Genomic DNA, 18,219 nt, shown 5'->3' with positions numbered 1-18,219 from the left:
GCAGAACAGTCAGTTTCTGCGTCTTTTTTCAACTTAAAAACCACCACCAAATATTTATACCTAAATATAGTACTAGGTGCTAAAAATCACATCTTTTTATTAATCCCCATGTTAAACTGCAAAAGAATAAATTCAGAAAGGGGTTTTTAGCATGGATTTCCCACAGCTTAAAATTGGCCATATGGCTCCAAGTGTACCGATTATGCAAGGTGGAATGGGGGTTGGGATCTCGCTTAGAGGATTGGCTTCAGCGGTTGCCAACGCTGGCGGAATTGGCATCATATCCGGTACAGGGATATCGGTTGAAGAGATGGTGATGCATATCCGGAAAGCCAGGGAGCTGACACAGGGTAATGGGTACATAGGTGTAAATGTATTGTTTGCGATGAATGATTTTGCAGAGAAAATGAAAGCTGCGTTAGATGAAAAAGTTGACTTCATTATTTCGGGAGCAGGAATCTCAAGGGATATGTATTCCTGGGGGAAGCAAGCGGGCATCCCGGTCATTTCTATTGTTTCTTCTGCTAAATTAGCTAAAATCTCAGAGCGCCTGGGTGCTGCTGCAGTGGTAGTGGAAGGATTTGAAGCAGGAGGCCATCTTGGGACAGACAAGCCCCTTTTTGATATTCTTCCTGAAATTGTGGAGGCTGTGTCCATCCCGGTGATTGCTGCGGGTGGTATCATGACTGGTGCTGATATCGCGAAGGCTTTGTCCCTTGGAGCTTCAGGTGTCCAAATGGGCACTAGATTTGTCGCCAGCGAGGAATGTGACGCTCCGCAAAGCTTCAAGGATAAATACGTTTCAGCCACTGAGAAAGACACACTGCTGGTAAAAACAACAGTGGGTTTGCATGGGCGTGCGATTGCCAATCATTTCACCAAGCTAATCACCACTACAGATAAACTCAGAATTAAAAAGTGTCGAGATTGCCTGAAAAATTGCTCCTATCAATTTTGCACACTTGACTCTCTGCTCACATCCGTTGCCGGCGATGTAGAAAATGGCCTGGTATTCGCTGGCGCCAGGGTAAGTGAAATAAAAGACATACTACCAGTCCGTACAATCATAGAGAACTTAAGATTGGAATATAGATCAGCTGCTCAAAACTTAGCCTGAATCAAAACGAGACAACCGCATTCGAGGTTGTCTCGTTTTTATAACGTGATTATAAATTGCTGGGTTGATCGCTGGTCTTTTGTATGAACCCGTTCATGGAAATGGATTTCCCTCTCATTCATCAAAATGACAGTCGAACTTCTCGTCCCGTACGCTTCATTTTTTATGAACATCGGGGATAACAAACGCTCCCATTCCAGCGATACCCCCGTAGATGGCAGCAGATGATCCGGTGCAGGGTCGGCATTTTCCAAATGGTCAAATAATCTGTTAACCAGATCAGGCTTTTCTTCTGAAATGATGCTGGCAAGCTTTGCTTTTCCCCGTTCTACCTTAGGCCAATCCGTATTAAGCAGGTGGTTGCTGACCCCGTGTACGCCTGGTTCCACTTTTTGCAGCGGGCCTCCACGGTTGGAATAATAATAGAGCTCTTCGATATTCCCTGCCAAAAGATTATAACCAGGATATTCCTGACTGCGATTGGCCAAATCCAGCAAATAGGATTGAGGGTGAACTGTCCCTTTCAGAAAATCAGCAACAAGCTCACCTCTAGTTCTTTTCCCGACAGTGATTTCACTCGGATCGCGATAATTGGTCAGAGCCGCAAACTTGCCTGATGATGTAACCCCCATCCAGGTCCCCATTTTTTCAAGGTCTCGTCCAGCGAGCACTTCGGGCGCATCCTCCCAAAAATCGGCCGATGCAGTTTCACGGGCATATGCTTCATCCCTATTGGCAGCAACAATCAGTTTATACTTCGGATGTGCTTTATAGGCAAATAAAATCAAACACATTCATCATCACAGCTTTCCGTTCAATTTATTCTATTATAACCCAAAGCAAAAAAAGAGAAGGACCAAGTCCCTCTCTTTTCGTCATTTTTATAGAAGCATACCTGCCATTGCGGCACTCAATAGTGATGCAAGCATACCTGCGATTACAGCTCGTACACCCATGCGAGCGATGTCTCCGCGACGATTTGGAGCAAGGCTTCCAAGTCCGCCGAGCAAGATTCCCATGGAAGATACATTTGCGAATCCACAAAGTGCAAAACTGATGATTGCCACAGTTTTTGCAGATAATTGTTCAATTTGTGGTGCAAATGAAGAGTAAGCTACAAATTCATTCAAGATCAACTTTTGGCCGATGAACCCGCCAGCTTTCACAGCCTCATCCCACGGTACGCCGATCGCGAAAGCAAGTGGAGCGAATACATAACCAAGGATTGTTTCAAGTGTTAAGCTGCCTGCTCCGAAAAATCCTCCTACGAATCCAAGGATTCCATTGATCAAGGCAATCAATGCGATGAATGCAAGCAACATTGCACCGATATTCAGTGCTAATTGAAGACCAGTGCTTGCTCCCTTAGCTGCAGCATCGATTACGTTAACTGAATCTGTGTCTTTTTCCATTTTTAGTTCATCAGATGACTCTGACTTTTCTGTTTCAGGTACCATGATTTTAGCAAGTATCAAACCTGCAGGAGCAGCCATGAAGCTTGCTGCTAACAGGTATTCCAATGGAACACCCAGTAAGGAATAACCAATCAATACAGAACCTGCTACAGAAGCCAAGCCTCCAACCATGATGGCAAAAAGCTCTGATTGAGTCATTTTAGCGATGTAAGGCTTAACTACCAGTGGCGCTTCTGTCTGACCTACGAAAATGTTAGCTGCAGCTGATAGTGATTCAGCTTTGCTCGTTCCCAGCAATTTAGAAAGCGCTCCGCCAAGGATCTTGATGATTACTTGCATGATTCCAAGGTAATATAACACTGAAATTAAAGATGAGAAGAAAATAACAACAGTTAATACTTGGAAAGCGAATACAAAGCCAATATTTTCGGCCTGGAACAATCCTCCGAAAAGGAATTGCACACCAGCGTCAGTATAGTTAACGATTTCATTGACACCAAGTGATAGTTTTTTCAGTAAGAGTTTCCCTGTCTCCCATTTCAATACTAAGAACGCGAAAATGAACTGGATTGCCAATCCGCCAAGGATTGTCCTGAAATTGATGGATTTTTTGTTGTTAGAGAAAATAAAGGCAATTCCCAAAACGACTGCAATTCCCATCAAACCCCATAAGATATTCATTGTTGACCCACCTCTTGTTGTAATATTTGTGGTAATGTTGTTACCGTTTACAAACGATATGAAAAAAATTTCAGTAAAACGTTTACATTTGTTTAACTCGAACTTTCTATAGCAAATATATCAGAGTCTAAGAACTTTTGTAAATATATTTTTGAACAAATGTAAAATGAAATTTATCCCTTTTCACCTTTTCGACAAAAATACCCGCAAGGTCTCAAACCTATCGGGTATTTGTTTGTATCTTATGGCTTTTCTTCAATTCACTAACCATTACTTATCTAACAAAAATTTAGCAGTAAATTGGTCCGTTACAAGCACATTTGTATATTTCCCTTTCAAAGCACCATAAATACCATCTATTTTATGTGCTCCGCCAGCAACTAAAATTGAATACTTCTTCTTCTTTAACTCTTCAAGTTCGATGCCCAAGGTTCTCGCATTTAGGTTCTCATTGCAAACCTTCCCCTCTTTATCAAAGAACCTTGAACAAATATCGCCGACGGCTTTTGAATAAATGACTTGCAAGTCTTCTTCTGTAAAGTATCCTAACTGAAACAACAAAGATTCGGACTTGATCGGTCCAATTGTATAGACCGCAATGTTCGACTGTTTCCCCAATTCCAGGATCTTTTTAATATGCCTGTCCGCCTCCATCGCTTGTTTGACCACTACATGGTCTACGATTGCCGGCAGCGGCAGATGATGCGGTGCGCTATTGAAGGCCTTGCCGAACAAGTACAATATTTCATTTGCGTAAGTATTCGTTTCAGAGTGGCTTACACCGCCTTTCAACTGGACGACCTTCACATTCTTGCATGGCTTCTGCTTCAGTTCCAAAGCGACATGATAGAGCGTCGTTCCCCAGGTGACACCGATAATATCATCATGGTCAACCACTTCATTCAAAAAAGCGGCAGCTTTCTCCCCAAGATACGTTTTAATCACACTGTCTTCATATTGAGGAATATGGGTCACAATAGCCTTTTTCAAACCAAACTTCTGTTCAAGCTGTGCCGACAAATTTTCTACATCCTCTGTCGGATCCATGATTTTGATATCGACGATCCCCTCCTGCTTTGCAATTTGGAGGAACCTGGATACTGTAGGCCTTGATACTCCCAGTTCCTTGGCAATATCATTCTGATTATAATCCAGTAAATAATATAGCTTCGCTGCCTCGATTACCTTCAATAATTTTTCTTTTTCCATTCGTAATCACCCTTGGTAATGACTTAAATTCATTACAATCATTTTAGCAAAAAATCCGAATGAAAACATTTACATTTTAAAAAAGAACAAAATGTTCATGAATAACCAATCCTTTACATATGTTTAGTCCATTTCGAACAATTAGAACGCGGAAGTATAAGCAAATAATAAAGAGCCACCCCATTGCATCGGGATGACTCCTTCTCACTTTATTATTAAGGCTTACGTTTAGGAATCTTTCCAATTCCCAGTTCTTTCGCTTCTCGACCCAAGGCTTTAATAAGGCTTAGTGCCATTAAGGCCATAATGATGGAGAATGGCAGTGCAGCTACGATCATTGTATTTTGCAGAGCCTGCAGCCCGCCAGAATACAGTAATACTAAAGAAATGGCTGCCAGCATGATTCCCCATGTGAATTTGATTCTATTTCCCGGTGTCAGTGATCCATTGGTCGTCATCATTCCTAAAACAAACGTCCCTGAGTCAGCTGAGGTGATAAAGAATGTGCCGATAAGAATCATTGCCAGGATGGACAATAATGAACTTAATGGATAGTTGGCAAACACGCCAAAGAGTGCTTCTTCGGTCGCAAGTTCTGAAATATTTGCAATGCCTTCGTGCTCAAGCATGATTGCTGAGCCTCCGAAAGCAGAAAACCATAGGAAGCCAATCAAAGAAGGTACCAGCAGGACACCGAATACAAATTCTCTGATTGTACGGCCTTTAGAAACTCGAGCTATAAAAATCCCTACAAATGGCGCCCATGCAATCCACCATGCCCAGTAGAAGATAGTCCAGCCATTGATCCATGAACGTACTCCTTCATTTAATGGCGCAATCCGGAAACTCATCGTCGGCAAATTTTGAAGGTATGTACCAATTGTGTTGGTAAAAAGGTTCAGAATAAACTGGGTTGGTCCCAAAAACAGCATCGCCACTAGCAATACTGCTGCAAGTATCATGTTTACATTACTTAAGATCTTGATGCCTTTTCCAAGTCCAGACCATGCAGAAATCATGAACAATACTGTTACAATCAGGACAATAAACAATTGAGTTACAAAACCAGTAGGTATTCCAAACAGGTAAGAAAGTCCCCCGTTAATTTGTACAGCTCCAAATCCTAAAGTTGTTGCCACACCGATTACAGTTGCGACAACCGAAATCACGTCAATTACCTTTCCAGTTGTTCCATTTATCTTGTCGCCTAAAATAGGTCCGAGGGTCGCACTAATCAACCCGGGCTTCCCATGTCTGAAATTGAAGTAAGCAAGAACTAATGCAACAATTCCATAAATGGCCCATGCATGAATTCCCCAGTGGAAAAACGTGAACCTCATTGAATCGCGGATAGCCTGGTCAGATCCTGCCTCCACACCAGTTGGGGTTGAGACCATATAATGGCTGATCGGTTCAGCAGTGCCCCAGAAAACCAGCCCAATTCCCATACCGGCACTAAAGAGCATCGCATACCAAGTAAGGGTAGAAAATTCAGGTCTGTCATCCTGCCTCCCAAGTCTGATCTTTCCCAGTGGACTGATCAAGAAATACAGACAAACAATGACAATTGCAGATACAAGAATTAAATAATACCAGCCAAAAGAATCGGTAATGAATGCCTGGATATTTGCTGTAACTGATTCAAGTTTATCTGGAACAAACACACCGAAAAGAACCATTAATAACAAAATTCCTGTCGATATGAAAAAAACAGATGAATCCTTTTTCATCAAAAAACTCCCTTCGTCAACATTCGCACTTTAATACCCTAACACAAATTAATGTTTTTTTGAAAGAATGTACTCATAACAGAGATAGTATTACACAATACATCGAAAAAAATGAATGTCTAATATCCAACTTTTTTAATGGCACTTTCTTGCAGAATCAACTAATAAATTCCCCAATATTTTTACCCAAAAACCAAAACTTATCGTTATTGCATTTGTAGAACTGACTGGCCGTCCACTTTTTTACCAACAGATTCCCAATATTATTCTATTAGTCTATTGAATCCTTGTCGAATTTTGATTAAACTTGTAAGTGATGCGCTATATGGGGGAGAAATGTTAGGAGAAGATATTTTGAATAAAAAATTGCTTATTAGAACACTATCCATCGCAGGCATTTTCCTGGCGACCTATTTGGGAGCCGAGAATTTACGGTCGATTGAAAATCCGACAGCAGAAACCCAAACTTCGGTTGCACCTAAAATCACCCGAACGGAAGCACATTCTGTCAAAAAAGCTTCTGCTGATAAAGATGCCTTGCAGGAATTCATCAATACTGAGGAGAAAAGAATGATTGAGGGTGTCCCGCACGTCAGTCAGCTCCCAGAATTACAGCGCGGCTGTGAAGTGACCAGCTTAACGATGCTTTTGCAGTATGAAGGAATCTCAGCTGATAAAATGACCCTGGCTAAGCAAATACATAAAATTCCTTTCCGTGACGCAAATTATGTACGCGGCAACCCATATGATGGCTTTGTCGGCAATATATATACCTTCAGCAAATCAGGATATGGCGTATACCATGGACCTGTAGCAAAGCTTGCTGAGAGTTATCTGCCTGGTAAAATCAAGGATATTACTGGACAAACCATTGATGGAGTATATGAACTGATCGACTCAGGATCTCCGGTATGGGTCATTATCAACTCCACGTTCGCTCCTCTTCCCGAATCGGAGTTTACCGTTTGGAAGACAAATAGCGGAAATGTAAAGATCACCTACAGAGAACACAGTGTCTTGATTGTCGGCTACGACGAGAAATCCATTTACGTTAATGATCCTCTTGCCAGCGGTGGGTATAAAGCCGTACCGCGCACTTCATTCGAAAAAGCATGGGTACAGATGGGCAGCCAGGCGATTGGTATTGATAAATAATAGATTGGTATTGTAGAAGTCTTTATATAAAGGAATAGGAAAATCGGCAGGAGATTCATCCTGCCGATTTTTTAAAAGATAAGAAATTAAAAGTTTCACTTTGAGAATTGTCCCAGCGCTTTTCGGGGCTGACCAAGGCACTTGCGCTTTTCTTATTAAGCATACAATTTGTTTTCTTCTTTTTTGAAAAAGCTCTTCATCGCATGGAATACATCGGCTTTCTGCTTGAGGATATAGTAACGGAAGTTTTCGTCTTTAATGTTTTTATACGCGGACATTAGGGTCGAGTGGCGGTTGTACTGATTGACTTCTCCATAGCCAAACATATTGGAGACCTTCATCAGCTCTTCTACTAATTTCACACAGCGGGCGTTGTCGGAGGTCAGGTTATCACCATCTGAAAAATGGAATGGGTAAATATTAAACTTGCTTGGGCTATATTTATCGTCAATAAGTTCTAATGCTTTTCGGTAAGCGGATGAACAAATCGTACCTCCACTTTCCCCTTTCGAGAAAAAGTCTTCCTCGGAAACTACCTTTGCTTCTGTATGGTGGGCAATGAATTCGATCTCGACTGTTTCGTACTTGGAACGAAGGAAGCGCGTCATCCAGAAGAAAAAGCTCCTCGCCATATATTTCTCCCATAGTCCCATACTTCCGCTCGTATCCATCATCGCAAGAACAACGGCCTTTGAATCAGGCTTCACGACCTCATTCCAGGTCTTGAACTTCAAGTCCTCCTTGTAAATAGGATGAAAGGACGGCTTGCCGGTCATCGCATTCCGCTTGTATGCAGACATCATGGTACGCTTCTTATCAATATTGCCCATCAATCCAGTCTTCCTGATATCGTTGAATTCAATATTTTCAACGAGATGCTCCTGTTCTTCCTTCTTCTTGAGATTAGGAAGTTCCAGCTCTTTAAATAACGCTTCTTCAATTTCCATCATCGATACTTCTGCTTCGTAATAATCTTCACCGGCCTGGTCTCCTGCGCCTTGGCCCTTCCCTGGTCCTTGCTGCTGCCCAGAGCCGTCACGGGCGACGACATCGCCTACCTTACTGTCTCCATTCCCTTGGCCGACGTGTTTGTTCTTATCATAGTTATAACGGATTTTGTATTCATCCAGTGACCTTATCGGAATCTTGACGACATCCCTGCCGTTGGACATGATAATATTCTCTTCCGTGATCAAATCAGGCAGATTGCTCTTGATTGCTTCCTGCACCTTTTCCTGATGGCGCTGTTGGTCATCATGTCCTTTGCGGTGGAGGGACCAATCTTCCTGGGAAATCACAAACTGGTGACTGCTTTCATCGGTCATTTTCAACCCCTCCTTTGAATTTTTCATTTTGACAGTAACACAATTCAGCATACATTCATACAATATCCCGATGGACTTTACCCTTGTGGGAATTGTAATTACTCTATCTTATGCAGGAAGACAAAATAATTTACAAATAATTTTGACAATTAACCTTTTCTCCTCTGGATGGACAAGCCCATTTTATCTTGTAATCCTTTAGCGCATTATTGTCCTTCTATCTAGTGCGGGTATAAGTTCTTTTGCACAGATAGCCCTGTATTGCTCAACCTGACAGCAAGCATGGATGGGCACCATCTTTCCCGCTGAACCTGTCCGAAGTTACATTGGTTACAGAAAGCTTTTCCCCATTTGAACGTCAAACCTGTCCGAAGTTCCACCGAATTCTGACTGCCTTTCTTCATTTATCTTTGTACCTGCTTGAATGCAATCTAAGTTAAATTTGACAGTTCAAATCTGTTGCAGCGTATCATCATTTCCACAAAAAAATAACCTCTGCATTTTCTGCAAAGGTCATTTCTTTTCATTCGATTTATCAAATTGGATCGGATCTGGTATTTTATCATAATCCTCTTTCAATTCTTCACCTGTTCGGCGGTGCTCCATTTGCTTGCCTAGATCTTCAATTTCTTCCTCATTGCGAGCCATCGAACTATTTTTAGGGACATAGTCTTTTGGTAATTCTTTTTTGGCCATTTCAATCACCTCTTGCCTGTACTATTCCCGCTATCACCGCATTATAAACTTAAAGGACCTGCAATCTGCAGGTCCTCTCTATGACTATCTATTTAACAGACTTCCGACATATCGCAGCAATTCATTCGCTGAGGTAGAGTTATACCCATGTTCATCGATGAGTCGAGCAACAACATTATTGATTTTCTTAAGCTGTGTCTCATCTGGAGTCTTGGTTGAAGTCGTGATTTTAACGACATCCTTCAAATCAGCAAACAGCTTCTTCTGGATTGCTTCACGCAGGCGGTCATGCGAATTGTAATCAAATCTCTTCCCTTTGCGCGCATAGGCAGAAATTCTGATTAAAATCTCTTCACGGAATGCTTTCTTCGCATTCTCGGAAATGCCAATCTGTTCCTCTATAGAGCGCATCAGCTTCTCATCCGGATTGATTTCCTCGCCGGTCAGCTGATCACGCATCTTCGCCTTATTGCAATACGCCTCGACATTATCAAGGTAGTTATCCATGAGCGTTTTGGCTGACTCTTCATACGAGTACACAAATGCCTTTTGTACTTCCTTCTTGGCGATATCATCATACTCTTTCCGCGCAAGCGAAATGTAATTCAGATAACGCTCCCTAGTCTCGGCGGTGATTGATGGATGCTGGTCAAGACCTTCCTTCAGTGATCTCAGGACGTCTAAGGCATTAATCGTTTTGACTTCCTTCCTGATGATTGTAGAAGAAATCCGGTTAATGACATAACGAGGGTCAATCCCGCTCATTCCTTCATCCTGATGCTCTTTTTTCAGTTCCTCAACATCAGCTCTGTTATAACCTTCGACACTCTCTCCATCATAAAGCCTCATCTTCTTGATCAAGTCGATGTCGCCCTTTTTCGGGTCCTTCAGACGGGTAAGAATCGTGAACATCGCAGCCACCCTTAAAGTATGTGGGGCGATATGGACATCATTTACATCGCTTTCCCTGATCATCTTGTCATAGATTTTCTCTTCTTCGGTCACTTTTAAGTTATACGGAATCGGCATGACAATAATCCGTGAATGCAGGGCTTCATTCTTCTTATTGGAGATGAATGAGCGGTATTCTGTTTCGTTCGTGTGAGCAACAATCAGTTCATCAGCACTGATCAGCGCGAAACGACCTGCTTTAAAATTGCCTTCCTGCGTCAGGCTCAGCAAATGCCAGAGGAATTTTTCATCACACTTCAGCATCTCCTGGAACTCCATCATCCCCCGGTTGGCCTTATTCAATTCGCCATCAAAACGATAGGCACGCGGATCGGATTCAGAACCATATTCAGCGATTGTGGAGAAATCGATGCTTCCAGTCAAATCAGCAATATCCTGGGATTTTGGATCTGAAGGACTGAATGTTCCAATCCCTGTCCGCTTATCTTCAGAGAAGAAGATTCTTTCCACAATGACATCTTCAATCCTGCCGCCATATTCCTGTTCAAGCCTCATCATATTAAGCGGCGATAAATTTCCTTCAATTCGGATACCATATTCATCATAAAAATCCTTGCGCAAGTGATGTGGAATCATATGCAGCGGGTCTTCATGCATTGGGCAGCCTTTGATCGCATAAATTGCTCCCCTGTCTGTATGCGAATATGCCTCAAGCCCTCGTTTCAGCATTGTCACCAGAGTTGATTTTCCGCCGCTCACAGGCCCCATCAGCAATAGAATCCGCTTTCTGACATCAAGCCTTTTCGCAGCTGGGTGAAAATATTCCTCCACGAGCCTTTCCAATGCTTCCTCAAGCCCGAATAACTGTGAATTGAAGAAGGAATAGCGCTTTTTGCCCTTATCGTTTTCAATTCCTGCATCCTTGATCATATTAAACACACGCGAATGTGCCGATTGAGCAACCCATGGCTGTTCCTTCACAATTTCAAGATACTCCCTGAACGTCCCTTCCCATTTCAGCTTTTCTTCATCCTGGCGATACATCTCAATCTTTTTTAAAATATCCATATGGACCTCCCCATCTAGCGTTATCAAGAGACGATTAATAAATTCTATGCAGCAAACAATTTGAACATGCGTAAACGTTCCGCCCGGATGGTTGTCCTTTTTTAAGTCTTCATTGAAAAAATAAGCCTATCCTTCACAGTTGCGGTATAATAGGATATAATGAATTCTATATGGACAAAACGATAAAACAGGGAGGCTTACATACATGAAACTCATTCTTATAATTGGCGTTTCAATTGCATTCTTGGCTGCAATCTTCACTTCAGGTTACGATGATAAGCCGGGAATCACGAAAAAATAAAAAGCTGCCACTCGGCAGCTTTTTACTTTTCTATCATTATTTTTTATTCAGATTCTGTTTCTCAACAAACTCCTTCATGTACATCCTCGATTTCCGACCAAGCATTTTTGCCATCTGTCCGGTCCAGGTATCCTCACGTTTTCCGCCTGTTCTTTCAAGGTAGTATTGCGAAGTAACTGCATCATAATCTTTTAGCTGCTTTTCAAATAATGTCCGGTCTTGCTGATACTCATTTTCCATATACACATGCTCAAGCGGCAGGCGCGGCTTCACGTCCGTTTCCTGCTCCGGATAGCCTACTGCCATGCCAAAAAGAGGTATCACATGGTCAGGCGTCTTCAATACTTCCTTAACAGCCTCCAGATCATTGCGTATCCCGCCGATATAGCAAATACCTAGCCCCATAGATTCGGCAGCCACAGCCGCATTCTGGGCCGCCAGAGCTGCATCGATCAGGGCAACCATGAATTTCTCTGTGCTCTCTATCGAGTCATCCAGATTTGTACCTTCCATCTCCGCTATGACCTTATGTCGATAGAGATCTGCACAGAAAACAAAGAAATGCCCATTGGCCGCAACATAAGCCTGGTTCCCAGCAATTTCAGCCAGCTTGTCCTTCTTATTTTGATCCGTAACTCCAATGATCGAATAGGCCTGGATGAAGCTTGAAGTGGATGCAGCCTGAGCGCTCTTCACAATAGCTTCGATCTGCTCATGATCCAGTGCCTGTTTTTTAAAATTTCTAACTGAACGATGATTAAGAATTGTTTCAACTACCTGGTTCATTTATTACAGCTCCTTTTCTCCCGTACTATTTTCCATACCAAAAAGGAGGCCGCAAATTGGCCTCCTAGTATTTGCGCAAATCGCGATAGTCCTGCTGTCTAAGCGCTTCATAAATCAAAATCGCAGCCGTATTAGACAGATTTAATGAACGGATATTTTCATTCATAGGCAGCCTCAAGCATGTCTCCATATTGCTCTCAATCACTTCTTTTGGCAAACCTGTTGTCTCCCGGCCAAAAATAAAGAAGAAATCCTTTTCGGTTGCACTATAATCAAAATCGGAATGCGCCTTTTTTCCAAATTTGGTCACATAGAAGAATTCTCCGCCCTCGTTCTGTTGATAAAAATCCTCAAGCGAATCATAATAGTGGATCTTCACATGCTCCCAATAATCCAAACCCGCCCTCTTCAACATCTTGTCATCCGTCGAGAACCCCAACGGCCTGATTAAGTGAAGCTCGGTATCTGTACCAGCACATGTGCGCGCAATATTGCCAGTGTTTGCTGGAATGAGCGGCTGGTATAATACAACATGCAATGCCATGACTTTCACCTCTAATAAAAACTACAGCTATTATACCACTACACTCCTGCACAACAAAGGAAATGGCGTTGCAGCATGTTCGCAAGGCCACAATCATCCGTCAGAATCATCCGTAATCGTAAAAAACTTATATTTTATATTCGGGGTGTACGCAGTTGAATCCTCATACGCCCAATATCTCATTCTGCTGTTATACGTATGGGCATTGACCAGCGGCATGCCATCAGCATCATGACCCGTAACAATGGTGGTATGGTCAAAACGGCCATCCCCCTCAAAGTCATAGCAGATGACATCCCCAAGCTTCAGCTTTTGGGCATGATCCACCTCTCTCCCCCTTAATCCAAACTTGGACCCCGGAATATGCCAGCGCATCGCATTGGCAACAGACCAGCTGAAACTCCAATTATCATTCTGCATCCACCAGCCATTGCTGCGGTTAGGATACCCTCGCATTGGCGCACCGCCCTGATGCAGACATTGAGAAATATAATTGGTACAATCAACCTCGAATTTCTTATAGGCAGGATTAAAATCATTCCACCATCTTTCAGCATATTGAACAGCCTTCAGCCTGTCATACCTGAAACCCTTCCTCTCCTGCTCATCCTCCCGCTGTGAAAAAGCAGGCAATATCCCTTCTCTGTCGTCCTGAGAGCCCTGAATCTCTGTCAGCTTTTCATCCTTCACAAGCACACCCTTGTAAAATTCAGCCTGTCTCTTCTCTACCTCTTCCTCCATATAAAATAAACCGCGGTGCTTTATTAAATATTGAAAGTGCACCTCATATAACACTGTGGCGTTTTCCTTCTCTTCAACCTTCTCTTCAACCCTGCCATTTGCCTTTGCTTTTACAATTTCAGCAGACCTTTTGGCAAAGCTTTGCTTTTTGATCTCTATAGCTGGACACTCATGCAGTTGATTTCGCGGCATGGAAACACATTGAAGGACACGCTGTTCCAGAAGTTCCTGCAGTTGTTCACGCATGTTCATCTCTCCCTTCCCCCTTCATATTTATGAAACGTTCCAGGTTTTCACGCATAAAAAAAGAATGGATTTATAAAATCCATCCCCTACACAGTAATATTCGACTCGGAGTTATCTTTGAAAAAATCCATACCTTTATTGATCTCATTTAGTACTTCCTCATCCTTTTCGTCATCAGAAGCAACCTTCAGAGCCTCCAATGCCTCAGGTCCGCCAATCTTGCCAAGCGCCCAAGCTGCCGTCCCTCTAATTACAGGTCTAGGGTCATTCTTCATCACCATGATTAATTCAGGTATGGCCGTATCATCTTTATAGTGCGCAAGAGCAATGATTGCGTTACGCTGGATAGGCTTTTTACCCCGCCATGATCCGGATACATGTCCGAACTTTTCTTTGAACTCTCGATTGCTGATGCTTAGCAGAGGTTTAAGAAGAGGCTTCGCAATTTCAGGGTCTGGCTCCATTTCTTCATGGAAGTGAAAATCCTTCCCTTTGTTCTCAGGACAAACTGTCTGGCAAGTATCACAGCCATATATGCGGTTGCCAAGCTTTTCGCGGAACTCGTCTGCCAACAAGCCCTTAGTTTGTGTCAAAAAGGCGATGCATTTTTGAGCATCCAGCTGCCCGCCCTGTACAAGTGCGCCAGTAGGACAGACATCCACACATTTATTGCAGCTGCCACAACGGTCCTCCATCGGCGTATCGGGTTCAAATGGAATACTCGTGATCATCTCACCTAAGTAAACATATGAACCGAACTCCGGTGTGATGATGGAACAGTTCTTCCCGCTCCAGCCTATTCCTGCCCTCTCGGCTACTGCCCTGTCAACAAGTTCACCCGTATCGACCATCGACTTGAACCTGGCTTCAGGAACCTTCATAGCAATGTAATCCTCCAGTTTTTTCAGCCTGTCCCTGAGGACCATATGATAGTCGGTCCCCCATGAAGCACGGCAGAAGATTCCGCGCCGTTCCCCTTTCTTGCTGACAACCTTCGTCTTCATCTTAGAAGGATAAGCGAGAGCAATTGAAATGATGGATTTAGGACGGTCAAAAATCAGGCCAGGCTCCGTTCTCTTCTCAATATCCTTTTCCTCGAATCCGGATTGATATTGAAATTCCTGCTGCCTGTATAACCTGACCTTCATCTCTTCGAAGGCAGATGGAGCTGCAAAACCAATTTTATCAATACCAATACTTTTGCTGTAAGCGATAATATCCTTCTTCAGGCTAGCTGTATCCATTAAAGTTTCCTCCTTTCTGTTTAAGGTCTCTATTTGAAATCCATAAATTTAAAAGCAAATTACTTTTATGATAAACTATTTTAAAGCAGATTTGGAGGTGGAATCAATGGAAATTCAAGTTTCCAAGGCGATATGTGATCTGATTCCCGGATTTTCAGTCGGGATTATCCAGTACAAAGACATCCAGGTTGGCGAGTCCCCGCAAATGTTAAAAGGCAGGCTCCAGCTTTTCCAGGAATCTATTTATTTCGACCTTCTGGAAAAAAACATAACCGATCTCGAGGGTATCAAAGAATGGCGTGCAATATTCAAAACAACTGGTAAGGACCCAAACCGCTATAGACATTCAGCGGAAGCCCTCTACCGACGGATTGCCAAGCAGAATTATCTCCAATCTATACATAGTGCAATAGATTTAAATAATTTCTTCTCACTTGAATATCAAATTCCAATTGGCGTTTATGACAGCGATAAGCTCGTTGGGGATGTAACGATTACAATAGGTGAAGAAAATGAAGAGTACACAGGTCTAAATGGGCGTACCAATAATCTGGCCAGCTTGCTGATTTCTGCCGATGAAAAAGGACCCTTTGGCAGCCCATTTGTCGATTCAGAACGGACGGCCGTAACAGAAAATACTACAAATGCTCTGCAGATTGTCTATTTAAAACCTTCATCTTCACCGGAAAGTAGGCAAAAAATGACTGAGTCACTCATGAACATGTTTATTCAAATCCATGGTGGATCAGGCTCATATAAAATCTTGGGATGCTAATGCATCCTTTTCTTTTTGGGGTGATGATGATTCATTGGTGACGATTATGTAGATATGAGTATTCATAAGCGGAGAGTTTCCGGCTATTACTTACTTAGAGGATGCTTTTGAAGTGGGAATAAACGGAGATATTCCGGTTATTGTATTTAGAGGACACTAATGCTGCGGGAATAAGCGGAGTTATTCCGATTAACTCTTAAAAATAAGACAAAATCCATCGATTTGGATGAAATAAGCGGAAAAACTACACTAGCTTTGCAACGAGACACCAAATTTAGTTAATTTTAGTTTATTTTCAAACTTAGTTACTTAGCTAGTTAGCGTTGGAAACAAAAAAAGGCATACCTGTTTAAAACAACAAGTTACCAAGCAAGTTAGTTAGCATCTTATTATCCGTTTATCTTTGGACAATTTGGACGGTCTTCAACTTCTTGGGATATTTTCTTGGCCGGCCGGGTTTTCCTTTCTTTCGCCTTCCTTTGGATCTTCTGCTCGGCTCCCTGAATAAGGCTTCTATAAAATAATCCCATGAGTCATACCAGTATTGACGAAGGTACTTGAGTATTTCCCAAGTGGATTTTTTAGAACAAGTCTGAATCCTGACCAATTCACAAAGCCCATAAGCGATCATGGCGAGCCATAACTGATTCCATACAGCCTCCTTTTTATGGCTGTAGAACTTCACCAACTTAAGGTGCTGTTTGATCCATTTGAAAAAGAGCTCGACTTTCCATCGTTGGCGATAAATCTCTGCGACTTCACTTGCAGTAATGTCCCGTCGGTTCGTGACTACCCTGTATTTATTGCCTTCGTCATCAAGGAATTCTACAAGACGCAATGAGATGATCTCTTCCGTCTTGGGCTTCTTAACCTGAACCTCAGCGTCTAAAACAATGTTAGGTTCACCATGAATGTCATGCTTATTCACGATTGTCAGCTTTGAATTCATTTTTACCCTGGCGACAAACTTTAGATTCTTTTGGATTAAATCTGAATAGAGAACATAACTGATGTATCCTCGATCATAGATGTAGGTGACAGCTTGGTCGACCACCAGTTCAAGCGCGACTTCCTTGTCATCTACTCCGGTAGTAGAAAAAATCGATTTGCCAGGATAATAGGTATTTTCATCCGCGACAATCAAACAGAGATGAAGCTTTACTCCATTGTTTTTCTTGGTGGAATAAGCCCATTCACCCGCCTTGGAAGGGAGCGAGAATTGAGAAGAGTCTACAGCGGCCAACTTTCCTATCTTCTCAAAGCCAGGCAGGCGTTTATGATGTTGGTCAATCTGCTTAAAGATTCGGAATGCAGTCTCCTGCAGGAGACCGGTTGGCAGCTTCATAAGCTTTCTGTTAATAGAAGATCCATGTATACTCTTAAGCTCCAGCAGTTCCTTGAACACCTTCTTGGATTTAAGGTTCTCACTCAAATCCCATAGGGATTCACGTCTCATAAGCATTCCTTCTACCGTCATGGTAATGACATGGCCAGAAAAAAGTTTGTGTGCTTTATGGTCCATAAAGGGGTCACGATAATTCTCAAGATTTAACAGTGCCAAACACTTTTGAACTACAGTTGAGTCGGGTAAAGTTTGATTGGGTATAGAACTCTTTGAGTTCATAGGAATCCTCCCCTTGTAGAATAGGTGTTTAGCAACTTGTTGTTACCATTCTACATAGGAGGATTTTTTCTGTTTAAAACCTTTTATTGGTTAAATACCATTATTTGGAACAGCTTTGCAAGACTAGTGGAAAAACTACCCTTATTCTTAAAGAATTTAAGGTCTTTTACAATTCAAGCGGAAATTTTCCGTTTCTTTTTCATTCATTTGAAATCAAGATTCGGTTATAACACAGACAAAGAAAAAACGCAGCATATCGTTTTCTGGAAACGACATACTGCGTTAGTCACGTATGTATGGAGCGGGTGAAGGGAATCGAACCCTCATCATCAGCTTGGAAGGCTGAGGTTTTACCACTAAACTACACCCGCGTACATATCTATTTGAAATAAAGAAAACAGGACATCCTGTTTATAATAAAAGTGGTACCGGTGGTCGGGGTCGAACCGACACTCCAGAAGGAACACGATTTTGAGTCGTGCGCGTCTGCCAATTCCGCCACACCGGCATATTAATATGTCTTGCTTTCTTGCTGCCACTAAATCATTAGTGGAGGCGGCAACCGGATTTGAACCGGTGAATAAAGGTTTTGCAGACCTTTGCCTTACCACTTGGCTATGCCGCCATATATTTTTGGAGCGGAAGACGGG

15 protein-coding genes and 4 tRNA genes (1 of these 19 running past the window's edge) are annotated in these 18,219 nt (G+C 42.5%); 3 read left to right on the top strand and 16 right to left on the bottom strand.

Translation table 11 applies throughout. The features are described from left to right. Positions 1–151 precede the first annotated feature (151 nt). Complete coding sequence (locus tag LGO15_RS05845) at positions 152–1,117, top strand: NAD(P)H-dependent flavin oxidoreductase (protein WP_226087063.1); 966 nt, start codon at positions 152–154, stop codon at positions 1,115–1,117. 38 nt (positions 1,118–1,155) lie between these two features. Here LGO15_RS05845 and LGO15_RS05840 read toward each other — a convergent pair whose 3' ends face one another. From LGO15_RS05840 to LGO15_RS05825, 4 genes are all read right to left on the bottom strand, one after another. Further along, positions 1,156–1,911 (bottom strand): NRDE family protein, encoded by a 756-nt coding sequence (locus LGO15_RS05840; RefSeq protein ID WP_226087062.1) that lies wholly within the window; start codon positions 1,909–1,911, stop codon positions 1,156–1,158. Between the two features lie 87 nt (positions 1,912–1,998). After that, entirely contained in the window at positions 1,999–3,213 is a 1,215-nt protein-coding gene (locus tag LGO15_RS05835; RefSeq protein WP_226087061.1) for a NupC/NupG family nucleoside CNT transporter, read from the bottom strand. Between the two features lie 270 nt (positions 3,214–3,483). Beyond that, positions 3,484–4,422: a DNA-binding transcriptional repressor DeoR gene (locus LGO15_RS05830; protein WP_226087060.1), complete on the bottom strand. Its 939-nt coding sequence runs from the start codon at positions 4,420–4,422 to the stop codon at positions 3,484–3,486. A 215-nt stretch (positions 4,423–4,637) separates the two neighbouring features. Next, entirely contained in the window at positions 4,638–6,152 is a 1,515-nt protein-coding gene (locus LGO15_RS05825) for a glycine betaine uptake BCCT transporter (protein ID WP_167831995.1), read from the bottom strand. A 483-nt stretch (positions 6,153–6,635) separates the two neighbouring features. Between LGO15_RS05825 and LGO15_RS05820 the strand changes: the two genes are divergently transcribed. Then, entirely contained in the window at positions 6,636–7,307 is a 672-nt protein-coding gene (locus LGO15_RS05820; RefSeq protein ID WP_413231393.1) for a C39 family peptidase, read from the top strand. Positions 7,308–7,462: 155 nt separating this feature from the next. Here the strand turns inward: LGO15_RS05820 and yhbH are convergent, their stop codons facing one another. The 7 genes from yhbH to queG all read right to left on the bottom strand — a co-directional run bounded on the left by yhbH (position 7,463) and on the right by queG (position 15,170). Continuing rightward, positions 7,463–8,632 (bottom strand): sporulation protein YhbH, encoded by a 1,170-nt coding sequence (gene yhbH, locus LGO15_RS05815; protein ID WP_167831992.1) that lies wholly within the window; start codon positions 8,630–8,632, stop codon positions 7,463–7,465. Positions 8,633–9,145: 513 nt separating this feature from the next. Continuing rightward, positions 9,146–9,328: a hypothetical protein gene (locus tag LGO15_RS05810; RefSeq protein ID WP_226087058.1), complete on the bottom strand. Its 183-nt coding sequence runs from the start codon at positions 9,326–9,328 to the stop codon at positions 9,146–9,148. Positions 9,329–9,412: 84 nt separating this feature from the next. Next, positions 9,413–11,308, bottom strand: a complete 1,896-nt coding sequence (locus tag LGO15_RS05805) for a PrkA family serine protein kinase (RefSeq protein WP_167831990.1) — start codon at positions 11,306–11,308, stop codon at positions 9,413–9,415. 337 nt (positions 11,309–11,645) lie between these two features. Continuing rightward, entirely contained in the window at positions 11,646–12,395 is a 750-nt protein-coding gene (gene nfsA / locus LGO15_RS05800; RefSeq protein ID WP_226087057.1) for an oxygen-insensitive NADPH nitroreductase, read from the bottom strand. A 64-nt stretch (positions 12,396–12,459) separates the two neighbouring features. Then, complete coding sequence (gene trmL, locus LGO15_RS05795; protein ID WP_167831988.1) at positions 12,460–12,939, bottom strand: tRNA (uridine(34)/cytosine(34)/5-carboxymethylaminomethyluridine(34)-2'-O)-methyltransferase TrmL; 480 nt, start codon at positions 12,937–12,939, stop codon at positions 12,460–12,462. Positions 12,940–13,032: 93 nt separating this feature from the next. After that, positions 13,033–13,926 carry an amidase domain-containing protein gene (locus tag LGO15_RS05790; protein ID WP_167832194.1) on the bottom strand — a complete coding sequence of 298 codons (894 nt, stop codon included), beginning with the start codon at positions 13,924–13,926 and terminating at the stop codon, positions 13,033–13,035. Positions 13,927–14,012: 86 nt separating this feature from the next. Continuing rightward, entirely contained in the window at positions 14,013–15,170 is a 1,158-nt protein-coding gene (gene queG, locus LGO15_RS05785; protein WP_226087056.1) for a tRNA epoxyqueuosine(34) reductase QueG, read from the bottom strand. 106 nt (positions 15,171–15,276) lie between these two features. Here queG and LGO15_RS05780 point away from each other — a divergent pair, with 106 nt between their 5' ends. Next, positions 15,277–15,945: a B3/B4 domain-containing protein gene (locus LGO15_RS05780; protein ID WP_167831986.1), complete on the top strand. Its 669-nt coding sequence runs from the start codon at positions 15,277–15,279 to the stop codon at positions 15,943–15,945. A gap of 397 nt (positions 15,946–16,342) precedes the next feature. Here LGO15_RS05780 and LGO15_RS05775 read toward each other — a convergent pair whose 3' ends face one another. From LGO15_RS05775 to LGO15_RS05755, 5 genes are all read right to left on the bottom strand, one after another. Then, a complete protein-coding gene (locus tag LGO15_RS05775) occupies positions 16,343–17,569 on the bottom strand; it encodes an IS4 family transposase (RefSeq protein ID WP_226086611.1) in 1,227 nt (408 codons plus the stop codon). 297 nt (positions 17,570–17,866) lie between these two features. Further along, positions 17,867–17,940 (bottom strand) — tRNA-Gly (locus tag LGO15_RS05770). Positions 17,941–17,992: 52 nt separating this feature from the next. Next, positions 17,993–18,077: transfer RNA gene (locus LGO15_RS05765), tRNA-Leu, on the bottom strand. A gap of 42 nt (positions 18,078–18,119) precedes the next feature. Beyond that, positions 18,120–18,194, bottom strand: a tRNA-Cys gene (locus LGO15_RS05760). A gap of 9 nt (positions 18,195–18,203) precedes the next feature. Next, positions 18,204–18,219, bottom strand: a tRNA-Gly gene (locus LGO15_RS05755); it runs 59 nt beyond the window's last position.

The sequence above is a fragment of the Mesobacillus sp. S13 genome (genome assembly GCF_020422885.1).
GTDB lineage: Bacteria > Bacillota > Bacilli > Bacillales > Cytobacillaceae > Mesobacillus > Mesobacillus selenatarsenatis_A.
This window is presented reverse-complemented; position numbering and strand designations above follow the sequence as displayed.